Source organism: Campylobacter sp. IFREMER_LSEM_CL2151 (assembly GCF_025771725.1).
GTDB classification, from domain to species: Bacteria; Campylobacterota; Campylobacteria; order Campylobacterales; family Campylobacteraceae; genus Campylobacter_D; species Campylobacter_D lari_C.
This window is the reverse complement of sequence record NZ_JAKMQT010000002.1, coordinates 17,396-32,363: the sequence shown is the minus strand read 5'-3', so window position 1 is coordinate 32,363 and position 14,968 is coordinate 17,396. Positions and strand designations below refer to the sequence as shown.

General features: G+C 30.5%; 14 protein-coding genes. 8 read left to right on the top strand and 6 right to left on the bottom strand.

Going from position 1 to position 14,968, the window contains the following annotated elements; all coding sequences use genetic code 11:
• Positions 1 to 43: 43 nt before the first annotated feature.
• Genes selA through L8V82_RS02005 form a run of 4 tightly spaced genes read left to right on the top strand, consistent with a single transcriptional unit; the run spans position 44 to position 4,452 of the window.
• A complete protein-coding gene (gene selA, locus L8V82_RS02020; protein WP_263723827.1) occupies positions 44 to 1,375 on the top strand; it encodes an L-seryl-tRNA(Sec) selenium transferase in 1,332 nt (443 codons plus the stop codon).
• The gene (gene selB, locus L8V82_RS02015; RefSeq protein WP_263723826.1) at positions 1,368 to 3,173 is read left to right on the top strand and encodes a selenocysteine-specific translation elongation factor; all 1,806 of its coding nucleotides are present in this window, start codon (positions 1,368 to 1,370) and stop codon (positions 3,171 to 3,173) included. Before selA ends, selB begins: the two co-directional genes overlap by 8 nt.
• Before the next feature lie 51 nt (positions 3,174 to 3,224).
• Positions 3,225 to 3,938 carry a thioredoxin fold domain-containing protein gene (locus L8V82_RS02010; protein WP_039642184.1) on the top strand — a complete coding sequence of 238 codons (714 nt, stop codon included), beginning with the start codon at positions 3,225 to 3,227 and terminating at the stop codon, positions 3,936 to 3,938.
• Positions 3,925 to 4,452, top strand: coding sequence for a hypothetical protein (locus L8V82_RS02005; RefSeq protein WP_258108843.1), 528 nt, complete (start codon positions 3,925 to 3,927; stop codon positions 4,450 to 4,452). Before L8V82_RS02010 ends, L8V82_RS02005 begins: the two co-directional genes overlap by 14 nt.
• Positions 4,453 to 4,474: 22 nt before the next feature.
• Here the strand turns inward: L8V82_RS02005 and gdhA are convergent, their stop codons facing one another.
• From gdhA to gltX, 4 genes are all read right to left on the bottom strand, one after another.
• A complete protein-coding gene (gene gdhA / locus L8V82_RS02000) occupies positions 4,475 to 5,842 on the bottom strand; it encodes an NADP-specific glutamate dehydrogenase (protein ID WP_263682761.1) in 1,368 nt (455 codons plus the stop codon).
• A 12-nt stretch (positions 5,843 to 5,854) separates the two neighbouring features.
• Positions 5,855 to 6,520 (bottom strand): 6-amino-6-deoxyfutalosine synthase, encoded by a 666-nt coding sequence (locus tag L8V82_RS01995; protein ID WP_039626949.1) that lies wholly within the window; start codon positions 6,518 to 6,520, stop codon positions 5,855 to 5,857.
• Between the two features lie 248 nt (positions 6,521 to 6,768).
• Positions 6,769 to 8,004, bottom strand: a complete 1,236-nt coding sequence (locus L8V82_RS01990; protein ID WP_039628903.1) for a malate oxidoreductase — start codon at positions 8,002 to 8,004, stop codon at positions 6,769 to 6,771.
• The gene (gene gltX, locus L8V82_RS01985; RefSeq protein WP_263723825.1) at positions 8,004 to 9,395 is read right to left on the bottom strand and encodes a glutamate--tRNA ligase; all 1,392 of its coding nucleotides are present in this window, start codon (positions 9,393 to 9,395) and stop codon (positions 8,004 to 8,006) included. Before gltX ends, L8V82_RS01990 begins: the two co-directional genes overlap by 1 nt.
• Before the next feature lie 64 nt (positions 9,396 to 9,459).
• Between gltX and L8V82_RS01980 the strand changes: the two genes are divergently transcribed.
• Positions 9,460 to 10,287 (top strand): peptidylprolyl isomerase, encoded by an 828-nt coding sequence (locus L8V82_RS01980; protein ID WP_263723824.1) that lies wholly within the window; start codon positions 9,460 to 9,462, stop codon positions 10,285 to 10,287.
• An 18-nt stretch (positions 10,288 to 10,305) separates the two neighbouring features.
• Here the strand turns inward: L8V82_RS01980 and L8V82_RS01975 are convergent, their stop codons facing one another.
• Together L8V82_RS01975 and accB are read right to left on the bottom strand one after the other, a co-directional pair.
• On the bottom strand, positions 10,306 to 11,637 hold the full coding sequence (locus L8V82_RS01975) for an acetyl-CoA carboxylase biotin carboxylase subunit (protein ID WP_039619123.1): 1,332 nt from the start codon (positions 11,635 to 11,637) through the stop codon (positions 10,306 to 10,308).
• A 1-nt stretch (position 11,638) separates the two neighbouring features.
• Positions 11,639 to 12,088, bottom strand: coding sequence for an acetyl-CoA carboxylase biotin carboxyl carrier protein (gene accB / locus L8V82_RS01970; protein WP_039626958.1), 450 nt, complete (start codon positions 12,086 to 12,088; stop codon positions 11,639 to 11,641).
• Between the two features lie 130 nt (positions 12,089 to 12,218).
• Between accB and dcd the strand changes: the two genes are divergently transcribed.
• From dcd to pseC, 3 genes are read left to right on the top strand one after another with little or no spacing between them, the layout of a single operon-like run.
• A complete protein-coding gene (gene dcd / locus L8V82_RS01965) occupies positions 12,219 to 12,779 on the top strand; it encodes a dCTP deaminase (RefSeq protein ID WP_147574697.1) in 561 nt (186 codons plus the stop codon).
• 50 nt (positions 12,780 to 12,829) lie between these two features.
• Positions 12,830 to 13,837 (top strand): UDP-N-acetylglucosamine 4,6-dehydratase (inverting), encoded by a 1,008-nt coding sequence (gene pseB, locus L8V82_RS01960; RefSeq protein WP_263723823.1) that lies wholly within the window; start codon positions 12,830 to 12,832, stop codon positions 13,835 to 13,837.
• Entirely contained in the window at positions 13,834 to 14,964 is a 1,131-nt protein-coding gene (gene pseC / locus L8V82_RS01955) for a UDP-4-amino-4,6-dideoxy-N-acetyl-beta-L-altrosamine transaminase (protein ID WP_263723822.1), read from the top strand. The genes pseB and pseC overlap by 4 nt, the downstream gene beginning before the upstream one ends.
• The last annotated feature ends 4 nt before the right edge of the window (positions 14,965 to 14,968 follow it).

Below are 14,968 nucleotides of genomic sequence, written 5' to 3'. Positions count from 1 at the left end.
ATAAAAAAGTTATAATTTTACTAATTTATTCTTAAGGTTTAAGATGAACAAATTTAGAAATTTTCCACCCATAAACACACTTATAAACAATGAAAACTTGGCTAATTACCCTTTATATTTAAGATCTCATTTTGCAAAAATAGTTGTTTCAAATTGTAAAAAAGAACTAAGTAAAAATGAAAATTTAAATTTTAGCTTGCAAGATTTGCTAAGTAAAATTACTCAAAGTATTGATGAGTTTTTAAACATGCAAAGTCAAAGTTTGATCAATGCTACTGGAGTTATCATTCATACTAATCTTGGTCGTAGTATTATTGACGAGAGTATTTTTGAAAGAACTAAAGAAATCATCTGCTCTTATTCAAATTTAGAGTTTAGCATGCAAAGTGGCAAAAGAGGCTCAAGGTATGACGCACTTAGTGCGAATTTAAAAATATTATTTGATTGTGAAGATTGCTTGATTGTTAATAATAACGCTTCAGCTGTATTTTTAATCTTAAATACCTTAGCAAAAAATGAGGAAGTTATTACTTCAAGAAGTGAGTTAGTTGAGATTGGGGGAAATTTTAGAATTCCTGAAGTTATGCTAGCAGCTGGTGTTAGGCTAAAAGAAATAGGCACGACTAATAAAACTCATTTATATGATTATGAAAAAGCTATCAATGAAAATACTAAGATGATTTTAAAAACTCATCGCTCTAATTTTGCTTTTAAAGGATTTTTTGAAGAAGTAAGCTTAAGTGAAATTCATGCTTTAACAAAAAAGAAAAAACTCATATCTTATTATGATTTGGGTGCTGGCTGGTGTGAAAAGATTAATAAACAACTTAGTAAAAATGAGCCAAGTGTAAAAGAGCTTTTAAAACATTGTGATATTTTAAGTTTTAGTGGCGATAAGCTTTTTGGCTCTACTCAAGCAGGCATTATACTTGGAAAGAAAAAATACATTCAACAATTAAAGAAAAATCAACTTCTAAGAATGCTAAGGGTTGATAAAATCACTCTAGCTTTTTTAAATGAAACTGCTAAAGCATACCTAGAAAAAGAATATGAAAAAATCCCTACACTAAAACTTTTAAATGATGATTTAAAAACCATAGAAAAAAAGGCTTTTTTTGTCAAAGAAAAAATTCCTATTAAGTGTGAATTAAAAGCTTCTAAAAGTTTAGTAGGTGGTGGCTCTATGCCCGATAAAAGCTTAGATACTTTTGTATTAAGTTTTGATGAGAAAGCTTTACCTTTACAAGAAAAATTTAGAAAAAAAGGTGTGATTGGCCGTGTTGAAAATGGACATTTTGTGCTAGATTTTAGAAGTATTTTAGAAAAAGATTTAAACCGTTTAATCCACGCTATCAAAGAGGTATTTCATGCATAGTATTATCATAGGCACCGCTGGGCATATTGACCATGGTAAAACTTCTCTTATTAAAGCTTTAAATGGTTTTGAAGGTGATAATTTAAAAGAAGAACAAGAAAAAGGTATTACGATTAATCTTAGCTTTTCAAATTTAAAAAGTGAAAATTTAAATATTGCTTTTATCGATGTGCCTGGACATGAAAGTTTGATTAAAACTATGATAAGTGGTGCTTTTGGCTTTAGAGTATGTATGTTTGTCATAGATATAAATGAGGGTTTAAAGGCTCAAAGTATAGAGCATTTAAGGGTTTTGGAATTTTTAGGCGTAAAAGATGTGGTGCTTATTTTAAGTAAGGTTGATTTATGTAAAAATTTAACACAAAAACAAGAAGAGCTTTTAAAAGAATTAAAAGCCTTTAAAATCAATATCTTAAAAGTTTTTCCAACAAGTATTTATGATGAGCAAAGTATATTAAATTTAAAAAACTATCTGCTTAGTTTAAAGCCTAAAGAAAATGATGAAAATTTGATTTTTAGATACTACATTGATAGAGTTTTTTCTTTAAAAGGTATAGGCACGGTAGTAACAGGGAGCTTAAATGAAGGAAAAATCAGTAAAAATGAAAAAATCTTTTGCCTTGAAAATCAAAAAGATATCATTGTAAAAAATATACAAATTCATGAAGAAAATGTTTTAGAAGCAAAGGCTTATAATAGGGTTGCTTTGAGTTTAAATTGTGATTATCATGAGTTAAAAAAAGGCTATGTATTAAGCAAAAAAGGTGTTTTTAAAAGCTTTAAAAGTATCGATGGGGTTGTTTTTAATACAGAGATTAAACACGGAAGTATTTTAGAATTTTGTAGTGGCTCAAAAAAGCTTAATACAAAAATTAGTGTAATCAAAGAATTTGAAGATAAAACTTATATTAGCTTAGAGTTTGATAAAAGCTTACCTTTGTGTTTTGATGATAAATTTATCTTGCTTGAAAATGGGCGTATTAAAAGTGGTGGTGTAGTATTAAATGCAGTGAGTGAGCCTTTAAAAAAAGATATAAAAGCTAAGTATTTAGCACTTTTAGAACAAAAAGATTTTAAAAAAGTATTTGAGTTTTTAAAACAAACTCACAAACTTGGCTTTGGCTTACTTTCAAGCTATCAACGCTTTAAACTCACTCATGAGCAAGCCCTAAACCTAGCAAAAAGCTTAGATCATGTTTTTGTCGATGAGCAAGCTTTAAATATATATGATTTAAATGCTATGCAAACTTTGAAAGAATTTATTGATTTTATTTTCTCTAAAAATCCCTATGCTTTAATCTCGCCTCATTCTATCGCCTTAAGGCTTAGCTGGGCAAGTGAGAGCTTTTGTGCTTATGTACTCAAGCAAATGCAAGAAAAATTAGATTTTAAAGACGGCATATGGTTTTTAAAAGGACAAAATTTTGAAAAATTACAAGAAAAGGCTCATTGTGAGCTTTATGAAATTTTAAAAAAAGAAGGCATAAAACCTACCGCACCTTATAATCTTTATGAATATTTAGAGCTTGATAGGAAAAATGGAGATCTTATCTTAAAAAAACTCACCAAAGAAAACAAAGTCAAAAGATTAGCGCATAATCTTTTTATAGAAAAAAATGCCCTTGAAAATATAATGCAAGAGTTTTTAAAGCTTTTGCAAGATCATCATTTAGATGTCGCTTTTGTAAAAAATCATTTTCAAATTTCAAGAAAATACGCCATAGCTTATTTAGAATACCTTGATAAAAACTATCCTCAAGTGATAAAAATCGAGGAAAAAAGAATGCTAAAAGTCTAAGTGTTAAAATTTACATTTTATAATGATACAAATTTAAATTAAAGGAAAAAAATGAAAAAATCTCTAGCTCTTTTAACTCTTGCTAGCTCTTTATTTGCTGCAAGTAATGAAGAAATTATTAATTTTTTTAAGAAAAATCCAAATTTATCAAATGCAAATATTAGTGTTTCTAGTAGAGAAAAAATTCCTGATACTAACTTTGAAGCTGTGATAGTTAATTTTGAAATTAGTGGTAAAAATTTCCAAGAAATCGTTTTCACTCAAGATAATATCATCACAACCGAAGTAATTGATGTAAAAAAAGGTGAGTTTTATTCTCAAGTTTATCAAGCAAAACTCATGGAAAAACAACAAGCTGAATTTTCAAAAAAAGCTTTAGTAGAACTTAAAAAAGAAAAAATGTTTGTTTCTTTAGGTGATAAAAACAAACCTTTGCTTTATGTTTTTAGCGATCCTGAATGTCCATATTGTAGAATGCATTTAGATAAGATAGAAGAAACACTAAAAACTCATCAAGTTAAATTTATCTTAACCCCTATCCATGATACAAGCGCATTTGAAAAATCTGCATTAATTTATAAAGAAAGTAAAAATGCTAAAGATGATGCACAAAAAATTGCTATCATGAAAAAATACTATGATAAAAATTTAAAAGATTATAAAAAGCCTAGTGAAGCTGAAGTTAAAGCAGTAAGAGAAACTTTTGCAAAATACTCTAAACTTGGTCTTCGTGCCGTACCAACCATAATCGATGCTCAAAAATAATTTTTTCTTACTTGTGCTTGCACTGTTTTTAAGTGCTTGCACAGGTCCTATGCAAACTTTTATCCAAACAAACAATGAGGGTATTTTCCTACATGCTAATAAAAATCAAAGTTTTTCTTTACACATCAACAATCCTTCAAAATTAAACACAAATTTAGAAGCCAAACTCACTCAAAAATTACAAAATTTAGGATTGGTTTTAGATAATACTCAAAGTGATTATAAAATTTATATCAATATAGTAGATTTTAAAAAATTTTCTTACGCACAAAGACTAATTGCTTCTAATGCGAGATTTTTTTATAATGACTTTGATAAAATAGATGATGTTTTTGAAATGGAAGTAGAAAATTATTATCTTTTGCAAGTTAATTTACAAATTAGCTCCAAAAACTCTACTCAAAGCACCTCACTTTTAGCAAGAACTGCTTATCTTAGCAATATAGATAGAGCCAAAGAATCTTTAGAAGAAAAAATTGCTAATCAAATAACAAGCTTTTTTTATATGCATTAAAGATGGCATTTAAGCCATCTTTTTAAATATAACCATGATCAATCATCGCATCAGCTACTTTTTTAAAGCCTGCTATGTTTGAACCTACTACTAAATTTCCTTCATGATTATAAGCTTTTGCACACTCATATGAATTTTCAAAAATATTTTTCATAATCTTATGCAATTTTGCATCAACTTCCTCAAAACTCCATTGACACATACTTGCATTTTGTTGCATTTCAAGTTGAGAAGTCGCTACACCGCCTGCATTTGCAGCCTTAGCTGGAGCAAATAAAAAGTCTTTTTGATTTAACATAAAATCAATCGCTTCAAGTGTGCTTGGCATATTAGCTCCCTCTGCTACCATACGACAACCATTGTGATATAAGGTTTTAATATCTTCTAAATTTAACTCATTTTGTGTAGCACTTGGAAATGCTATATCACAAGGTATACTCCATACTCCATTACAACCTTGTTTATACGCACTTTTTGGAGTAAAAATAGCACCTTTTTTAAGCGCTGCATAATCACTCACCCTAGCTCTTTTTACTTCTTTAATTTCTTTTAATAAATCTAAATCTATCCCATCTTTATCATAAACAAATCCATCGCTATCGCTTATTGTGATTGCTTTTGCACCAAGTTGGTGTAATTTTTCTATGGTATAAATTGCCACATTTCCACTACCTGAGACTGCACACTCTTTTCCTTCTAATGCATTGTTATATTTTGCTAGCATTTCTTGGGTAAAATACACGCAACCATATCCTGTTGCTTCTGTTCTTGCTAAACTTCCACCCCATGGAATTTTCTTTCCCGTTAAAGTTCCATCAAAATTAGAGCTAATTTTCTTATAAGCTCCAAACATATATCCAATTTCCCTAGCACCAACCCCTATATCGCCTGCTGGCACATCAGTGCTTGCACCTATGATTTTTGAAAGTTCAGCCATAAAAGCTTGACAAAAACGCATAATTTCTGCTTCGCTTTTACCTTTAGGATCAAAATTTGCTCCACCTTTAGCACCGCCTATCATCAAACCCGTTAAAGAGTTTTTGAAAATTTGCTCAAAACCTAAAAATTTTAAAACATCCAAATTTACACTAGGATGAAATCTAAGTCCACCTTTATAAGGACCTAAACTAGAATTAAACTGCACTCTATAGCCAAAATGTGTTTGAGCTTTACCTGCATCATTGATATATACAACTCTAAATATAGTTGTTTTTTCAGGCATTACAATACGCTCTAATATTGCATGATCTTGATAGGTTTTATTAGATTCAAGTAAAGGTTCTAAAGAATTTAATACCTCAGTTGCTGCTTGAAAAAATATAGGTTGTCTTGGGGAAATTGTTTGAATTTTTTCTAAAGTTTCATTGATATATTGTTTAGCCATACTCATAAATTGTCCTTTTTATAGTATCTTGCTGTTTGTTTTAGCTAAAAATTTTTTTAGCGCCATTTGCTCCTTTGTTCCTATTTTGTAATAAATTAGCTTTAAGTATGCGCTAATTTCCTTTTGAGAAAGATTTCTTGATTTAGAATAATCTAGCAAAATATATTGTGGAATGAAAATTTTACTTTTTGTGAAATTTTTCATCATTTTTTTATAAATAGAAAAATTTTTAACACAAGAAAAACGTGCAAAAACAAAAGGTAATTTTGTTTTTTCATACCATAATTCACACAAATCAATATAATCTTTTGGATTTTGCAAATAAAGTTTTAAAGCCTTATCACCGATGATAACCTCCCCTTTTTGCTTTAAAACTTTTGCAAGAGCATTAGAAGTTGCAGAACTTGCATCTTCTTTGCTTTGAGAATGTTTTTTCACTAAAACGCTTTTTACCTTTTTGCTTGCGCAAATTCCCACATTTAAGGTTTTGTATTTTTTTCTACGACTTTCAATACTTGAAATAATCGCTGCGTCAATGCGTCTAAAATACAAATGGCGATTTAGCTTACTAGGAACCCCTTTTTTGTATTCTGTAGTTTGCTTAACATAGCTAGGAAAAGCTGTTTTTTTAAGATAGATATGCAAAGGGAGTAAATTAAGATAATCTATCTTTCCAAAAACCATCTTAGCCTTTCTATGATTAAGTATTAGTATCCTATAAAAAAATATCTTAAATATAAATTAATTTAATTAAAAATATAATCAATACTAAAATTTATATCAAAATTTAACATTTATTGTAAAAAATTATTTTGTAATCTTAGATTATTAAGTAAAAAATTAAAATAATAGAAAAGTCAAATTGAAAGATTAAAAATAAAAATTAAGTTTTATTCAAAAAAATATTTTAAATAAAACTTAATCTATAAAAACTATTGTAAGCTTGCTAGATATTTTTGATAGTCAAATTCTTTCACCAAAGCCACTCCATCTTCAACTGCAGCTTTTGCCACAGCAGCACTAACTACAGCTTTTACCCTACTATCAAATGGTTTTGGTATCACATAATCTCTACCAAAGCTAAGCTCCTCTACTCCATAAGCTTGTTTTACCTCATCAGTTACTTCAAGCTTAGCTAAATCAGCCAAAGCTTTAGCAGCAGCTACTTTCATATTTTCAGTGATTTTAGTCGCTTTTACATCTAAGGCTCCTCTAAAAATAAAAGGAAAACCTAAAACATTGTTAATTTGATTTGGATAATCACTTCTACCTGTTCCAACTATAGCATCATTTCTAACCCTTTTAACATCTTCAGGCATTACTTCAGGCACAGGATTAGCTAGTGCAAAAATCACAGGATCTTTAGCCATACTTAAAATCATCTCATCATCTAAAATCTTAGGTGCACTTAAACCCAAAAACACATCAGCACCTTTTAAAGCCTCTCTTAAAGTGCTATCTTTAGTATCACTTACAAATTCTAGTTTGTATTTATTTAAATCATCTCTTTGGGTATTAATCACGCCTTTACTATCTACTAAAACGATATTTTTAACCCCTAAATTTCTATACATTCTAGCACTTGCAATACCTGCTGCACCCGCACCACTTACTACTACTTTAATATCTTCAAATTTTTTACCACTAATTTCCATAGCATTCATTAATCCTGCTGTAGAAATGATCGCAGTACCATGTTGATCATCATGCATTACAGGAATTCCAAGATCTTGTAAAGCAGCTTCTATTTCAAAACATTTTGGTGCTGAAATATCTTCTAAATTAATTCCTCCAAAAGTAGGTGCTATAGCTTTACAAAAGGTAACAATCTCATCTACACTATGAGCATTAATTTCTAAATCATAAGCATTAACATTAGCAAATTTTTTAAACAAACAAGCCTTTCCTTCCATCACGGGCTTACTTGCACTTGCTCCTATATTGCCAAGTCCCAAAACTGCACTACCATCACTTACTATGGCAACTAAATTAGCTTTATTAGTGTATTTATAAGCTAAGGTTTCATCTTTTGCTATCTCAACACAAGGTTCAGCAACCCCTGGAGAATAAGCTAAAGACAAATCATGCGCACTATCCATAGGCTTTCTAGCAATAATATCTACTTTACCACCTAGGTGGTACTCTAAAGCCTCTTCTTTTAAATTCATTATTTCTCCTTCATGTAAGTTAGTAAATTTTCTATTCTAAGCTTAGCTTTTTGCACTCCTAAAAATTCTAATACTTCAAATATACTAGGACTTACCGAGCTTCCAGTGAGTGCAATGCGTATAGCTTGGGCTAGATCTTTTAACTTAAGATTATTTTCTTCTAAGAATTGATTAGTTAATTCTTCAAATTCGCAAGCATTTTTTTGCTCACTTAAAACCATAGCGTATTTTTCCAAATAAGTTAAATTTGTTACATTAAGAAATTTATCTACAGCCTTTTGATCATATTCTTTTGGGTCATTTAGTAACACTTTAGCCCCGCTAATAATATCATGCAAAGTTTTAGCTCTCTCTCTTAACATATCTAGCAAAAAGCCTGCTTTTTCATACTGACTTAAATCAAAACCTAAATCTTTTAATTGTCTATTGATTTCTTCAAAAGGCAAGGTTTTAATATAATGAGCATTAAGCCATTCTAGCTTTTTAAAATTATAGCAAGAAGCACTTTTATTAATATGATTTGGATCAAAAAGCTCTTGCATGCTTTCTAAAGAAAAAATTTCATCATCGCCATGACTCCAACCAAGACGCACTAAGAAATTTAGCAGGGCTTGAGGTAAAATCCCCATATTTTTATACTCCATCACATCAGTTGCTCCATGACGCTTAGAAAGTTTTTTACCATCTTCACCATGTATCATAGCCACATGATAAAATTTAGGTATTTTAAAGCCTAGTGCCTCATAAAGAACGATTTGTTTTGGAGTATTTGACAAATGATCATCCCCTCTTATAACATCACTCACACCCATTAGCGCATCATCAATTACAACGGTTAAATTATAAATTGGGCTACCATCGCTTCTTGCAATTACAAAATCATCCAAAATATCTTCAGCCTTAAAACTAACCTCGCCTTTAATACCATCTATAAATTTAATCTCTCCGCTTTGTGGTGCTTTTATACGCACTACAGGCTCAATACCACTTGGGGGAGTTCCTTTAAAATCTCTATATCTACCATCATATTTTGGACGCTCTTTAGCTGCTTCTTGCTTAGCTCTTAACTCATCAAGCTCTTCTTTGCTCATATAACAATAATAAGCCTTGCCCTCATCTAGTAATTTTTGAATGTATTTTTTGTAAATATCAAATCTTTGGGATTGATACTCAATCGTCCCATCATAATCAAGCCCACACCATTTAAATGCTTCTATAATAGCTTGTGTAGCTTCTTGTGAATTTCTTTTTAAATCCGTATCTTCAATACGCAATAAAAATTTACCCTTATTTTTTCTTGCATAAAGATAATTATATAAAGCCGTTCTAAGCCCTCCTATGTGCAAATATCCTGTTGGAGAAGGAGCAAAACGCGTTGTGATTTCTTGCATATTTTTACCTTTTTTAAATTTTTATTGTTATAATGCTATATTTACACTTAAATAAAGGTTTTATATGAGAAAATTTTTAATATCTTGTTGTTTTGCTGCAAATATTTTATATGCTCAAACCCTTGGTGGCGTAGCAATGGTAGTAGAAAATCAACCTATTACTCTTTATGATATAGAACAAACCATGAAAGAATTAAAAACCAACGATAGACAAAAAGCTATAGCATTTTTAGTAGATGATAAAATTCAACAAAGTGAAGCTAAAAAGTTAGGAATTTATGTAAGTACTTTTGAACTTAATGAAAAATTAGCCCAAATAGCAAAAGGCAATAAAACTGACATTAATGGTTTGCAAGCAAAGATAGAAAAAGACGGTTTAAGTTTTGAAGTTTTTAAAAACAAGATTAAAAAAGATCTTGAAAGAGAAAAACTTTATAGAAGTATAATGCAAAATGCAAAAATCAATATCGATGATGAAACACTAAAACATTTTTATGAAAGCAATCTTGATAAATTTAGCACTTTTTCAAATATAGACTTAGTTGTTTATAATTCTACTAATCCAGAACTTTTACAACAGCTTGCACAAAATCCTATGTATAAAAATTCTCAAATTAAATCAAAAGCCATTAGTTTAAACGCAGCTAGCATAGATCCAAGATTACTTGCTTTATTAAACAATACAAAAATAGGAGAATTTACTCCGGTATTAAATGGCGAAAATGCTTATATAGTGTATTTTGTAAAAGAAAAATATGGTAAAAATCCTATCGAATTTGACTTAATCAAAGATCAAGTTAGCAATGTCTATACTCTAACCCAAAGAGAACAAGCCTTAAAAAATCATCTTGATAAAATAAGAGCAAATGCTCATATAGAAGAATTAAGATAGGTTTAAAACCTATCTTAATTAATGTCTTGAAAGATAATTTGTATCATAATTATTATTGATAAAATCTGCATTATCCATCATCGCTAAATGAAAATCTTTAGTTGTTTTTATCCCACCTACAATAAGCTCTTGCAAGGCTATTTTCATTTTAGCTATAGCCGTGTTTCTATCTTCTCCCCAAACGACTAATTTTCCAATCATAGAATCATAATAAGGAGGTACGCTATAATCTTGATAACAATGGCTTTCCATTCTTACATTGCGTCCTGCTGGAGCTACGTATTTTGTGATTTTACCTGGACAAGGTAAGAAAGTTTTAGAATCTTCGGCAGTGATTCTACATTCTATAGAATGGCCTTTAAGTTTAATTTCTTCTTGTTTTGGTAAAGGATACCCTTCTGCTACTTTAATCATAAGCTCGATAATATCTACCCCGCTTACCATCTCACTCACACAATGCTCAACCTGCAAACGCGTATTCATTTCAATAAAATAAAAATCTAAATTTTTATCCACTAAAAATTCAAAAGTTCCCGCACCCTCATAATCAATAGCCTTAGCAGCTTTAACTGCTGTTTCATGAAGTCTTGCTCTTGTTTTTTCATCTAGTAAAATTGCAGGAGATTCTTCTATAAGCTTTTGATGGCGTCTTTGCATAGAGCAATCTCTCTCACCCAAATGTATCACATTACCAAAGCTATCTCCTATGATTTGCACTTCTATATGGCGTGGGTTTTGGATGTATTTTTCCATATACATAGTGCCATCGCCAAAAGCACTCATAGCTTCACTTTCTGCCGACCAATAAGCTTTTTCCAAATCTTTTTCATCTTCAACTACACGCATACCACGGCCACCACCACCTGCTGCTGCTTTTAAAATCACAGGATAGCCTATTTCTTTAGCAAGTTTTTTAGCTGCTTCAACCCCACCTAAAGCTCCATCGCTTCCTGGGATTACAGGCACGCCTGCTCTTTGCATTACTTGTTTTGCTTTGCTTTTATCACTCATTAGTGCCATAGCAGCTACTGAAGGGCCTATGAATTTAATATTATGTTTTGCACAAATTTCAACAAAATTTTGATTTTCACTTAAAAATCCATATCCTGGAAAAATCGCATCCGCTTCGCTAATTTCAGCCGCACTAATAATAGCTGGGATATTTAAATAGCTTTCTGAACTTCTAGCATTTCCTATACAAATACTCGCATCAGCATATTTTAAATACAAAGCATCTTTATCTGCAGTAGAATACACACAAATTGCTTTTTTTCCCATTTCTTTTACAGTTCTTAAAGCTCTTAATGCAATTTCTCCACGATTTGCTATTAAAACTTTTTTAATTTCCATTTTATAATTTCTCCACCACAAATAAAGGCATACCAAATTCTACAGGCTGACCATCTGCAACTAATACTTCTACTATCCTACAATCATATTCAGCTTCGATTTCATTCATGATTTTCATCGCTTCAATAATTGCTATAGTACTTCCTTTTTTAATAGTTTGTCCTGCTTTAGCAAAAGGTGCTGCACCCGGACTTGGAGCTTGATAGAAAGTACCTACCATAGGACTGTTGATAGTTGGTTTATTAGAAGAGTTTGAGCTTGCTTTGGTTTCATTAACTACATTTACATTAATTGGCTGTGGAGCTGGAGCAACAGGAGCTGGAGCTGGTAATTCACAGCACATATCTCTTTCAAGTTCTATTTCAAATCCGTCTTGTTCTTTTATTTTAATCTTGCTTATATTTGCTTCTGCAAAAAGTTGCATTAGTTCTTTGATTTCTTCTTTTGTCATATATTCTCCTTGTTTATAAGACTTAATTTATAATTATATATAAAAATACTAAAAATAACTTCAATTATTTATTTTTTACTTTTATTTTAAGATATAATTTAAAAATTCACTTTAATTATAAAGGACAAAAATGGGCTTAAAAGCAGATAATTGGATCAAAAAAATGGCATTAGAGCACAATATGATAGAGCCATTTTGTGAAGCAAATATAGGTAAAGGTATAGTTAGTTATGGGCTTTCAAGCTATGGATATGATATAAGAGTTGGAAGAGAATTTAAGATTTTTACTAATGTAAATTCCACTGTTGTAGATCCTAAAAATTTTGTAGAAGAAAATGTAGTAGATTTTATAGGCGATGTATGTATAGTACCTGCAAATTCTTTCGCGCTTGCAAGAACGGTTGAGTATTTTAAAATGCCAAATGATGTTTTAGCAATTTGTCTTGGCAAAAGCACTTATGCAAGATGTGGTATTATAGTAAATGTAACCCCTTTTGAGCCAGGTTTTGAAGGACATATCACTATAGAAATTTCAAACACAACCCCACTACCTGCTAAAATTTATGCTAATGAAGGTATAGCTCAAGTTTTATTTTTACAAGGAGATGAACCTTGTGATGTAACATATGCTGATAAAAAAGGTAAATATCAAGCTCAAACAGGTATAACTTTACCAAGAATTTTAAAATAATTTTATTTTCAGCCGATATAAAAACTTAGTCAAGTAATAGGAAAATAAATATGTTTAATGGAAAAAGCATTTTAATCACCGGTGGCACAGGAAGTTTTGGAAAAACCTATACTAAAACTTTACTTCAAAAATACAAACCTAAAAAAATCATCATTTATTCAAGAGATGAGTTAAAACAATTTGAAATGGCAAGAAAATTTAATGATAATTGCATGCGTTATTTTATAGGCGATGTAAGAGATAAAGAAAGACTAAATATAGCAATGAAAGATGTTGATTTTGTCATTCATGCAGCTGCTATGAAACATGTGCCAATTGCAGAATATAATCCAATGGAATGTATAAAAACTAATATCCATGGAGCACAAAATGTAATCGATGCGTGTTTGGAAAATAATGTAGAAAAATGTATCGCTCTTTCAACCGATAAAGCATGCAATCCTATTAATTTATACGGAGCTACAAAGCTTGCAAGTGATAAGCTTTTTGTAGCAGCAAATAACATCGCAGGAAATTCTCATACCAAATTTAGCGTTACAAGATATGGCAATGTAGTGGGCTCAAGAGGCTCTGTTATACCATTTTTTAAAAAGCTAATTAATGAAGGTGCTAAAGAACTTCCTATCACAGATGAGAGAATGACAAGATTTTGGATATCTTTAGAAGATGGGGTTAATTTCGTGCTGAATAATTTTGCCTATATGCATGGAGGGGAAATTTTCGTACCAAAAATTCCTTCTATGAAAATTGTAGATTTAGCTAAAACCATGGCTCCTAATTTAACTCATAAAATCATAGGTATAAGAGCAGGTGAAAAACTACATGAAATTATGATTTCAAGTGATGATAGTCATTTAACTTATGAATTTGAAAATTATTATGCCATTAGTCCAAGTATTCAATTTAATAATATTAATGTTGATTTTAGCATAAATGCAAAAGGGCAAAAGGGCAAAAAAGTTTCTAATGGCTTTTCTTATAGCTCAGATAATAATCCATCATGGATTAGCCAAGAAGAGCTTTTAAATATAATAAATCATACAGAGCTTGAAAAATGATAACTTATTCTCATCAAAATATCGACGAGCAAGACATACAAGTAGTTTGCGAGGCTTTAAAAGATGATTTTTTAACCGGTGGAAGAAAGGTTGAAGAATTTGAACAAGCCCTTTGTGAATATGTGGGTGTAAAATATGCTTGCGTGCTAAATTCAGCCACTTCTGCTTTACACCTTGCGTATTTATCTTTAAAAGTAAAAGAAAAAATTGTCTTAACAACTCCCATTACCTTTGCTGCAACTGCAAATGCTGCTTTAATGGCAGGTGCTAGGGTTGAGTTTATAGATGTAAAAAGTGATGGAAATATTGATGAGAAAAAACTTGCTTTAAGATTAAGCCAAGATAGCTCTAATATAGGAGCAATTTGCGTGGTTGATTTTGCGGGAAATAGCGTAGAAATGGATGAAATTTTAGCCTTAGCTAAACAACACAACATCCCACTAATTGATGATGCAAGTCATGCCCTGGGTGCTATTTATAAAGATCAAAAAGTAGGTTCTATGGGGGATTTGAGCATATTTTCTTTTCATCCGGTTAAACCTATTACAACCTTTGAGGGTGGTGCAGTCGTTAGCAATGATGAGGAATTAATCTCAAAAATCAAGCTTTTAAGAAGTCATGGCATAGTCAAAAAAAGGCTTTGGGATAGTGATATGATTGAACTAGGCTATAATTATCGTTTAAGTGATGTTGCTTGTGCTTTAGGTATAAACCAACTTAAAAAACTTGATAATATGCTAGAAAAAAGAGAAATCATCACAAGTTTTTATGATAAAGAATTTGAAAAAAATCCTTATTTTAGCACTATAAAAATCAAAGATTATAAAAAAAGCTCAAGGCATTTATACCCTATTTTGCTTTTTCCTGAATTTTATTGCCAAAAAGAAATCATTTTTGAAAAATTATTAAATTTAGGCATAGGTGTACAAGTGCATTATAAGCCAACTTATGAGTTTAGTTTTTATAAAAATTTATATGGAAATTTATTTTTAGAAAATGCAGATAATTTTTACAAAGCCGAGCTTAGCATACCTGCTCATCAAGAAATGAGTTTAAAAGAAGCACAATTTATTAAAGATAATTTATTTAAGATCTTAGAAGAAACTAAAAAGGCTTGTTGTGAGTAAAAGT

Coding starts and splice junctions, on each gene's coding strand:
- selA (WP_263723827.1), top strand. CDS start 44: ATGAACAAATTTAGAAATTTTCCACCCATAAACACACTTATAAACAAT.
- selB (WP_263723826.1), top strand. CDS start 1,368: ATGCATAGTATTATCATAGGCACCGCTGGGCATATTGACCATGGTAAA.
- L8V82_RS02010 (WP_039642184.1), top strand. CDS start 3,225: ATGAAAAAATCTCTAGCTCTTTTAACTCTTGCTAGCTCTTTATTTGCT.
- L8V82_RS02005 (WP_258108843.1), top strand. CDS start 3,925: ATGCTCAAAAATAATTTTTTCTTACTTGTGCTTGCACTGTTTTTAAGT.
- gdhA (WP_263682761.1), bottom strand. CDS start 5,842: ATGAGTATGGCTAAACAATATATCAATGAAACTTTAGAAAAAATTCAA.
- L8V82_RS01995 (WP_039626949.1), bottom strand. CDS start 6,520: ATGGTTTTTGGAAAGATAGATTATCTTAATTTACTCCCTTTGCATATC.
- L8V82_RS01990 (WP_039628903.1), bottom strand. CDS start 8,004: ATGAATTTAAAAGAAGAGGCTTTAGAGTACCACCTAGGTGGTAAAGTA.
- gltX (WP_263723825.1), bottom strand. CDS start 9,395: ATGCAAGAAATCACAACGCGTTTTGCTCCTTCTCCAACAGGATATTTG.
- L8V82_RS01980 (WP_263723824.1), top strand. CDS start 9,460: ATGAGAAAATTTTTAATATCTTGTTGTTTTGCTGCAAATATTTTATAT.
- L8V82_RS01975 (WP_039619123.1), bottom strand. CDS start 11,637: ATGGAAATTAAAAAAGTTTTAATAGCAAATCGTGGAGAAATTGCATTA.
- accB (WP_039626958.1), bottom strand. CDS start 12,088: ATGACAAAAGAAGAAATCAAAGAACTAATGCAACTTTTTGCAGAAGCA.
- dcd (WP_147574697.1), top strand. CDS start 12,219: ATGGGCTTAAAAGCAGATAATTGGATCAAAAAAATGGCATTAGAGCAC.
- pseB (WP_263723823.1), top strand. CDS start 12,830: ATGTTTAATGGAAAAAGCATTTTAATCACCGGTGGCACAGGAAGTTTT.
- pseC (WP_263723822.1), top strand. CDS start 13,834: ATGATAACTTATTCTCATCAAAATATCGACGAGCAAGACATACAAGTA.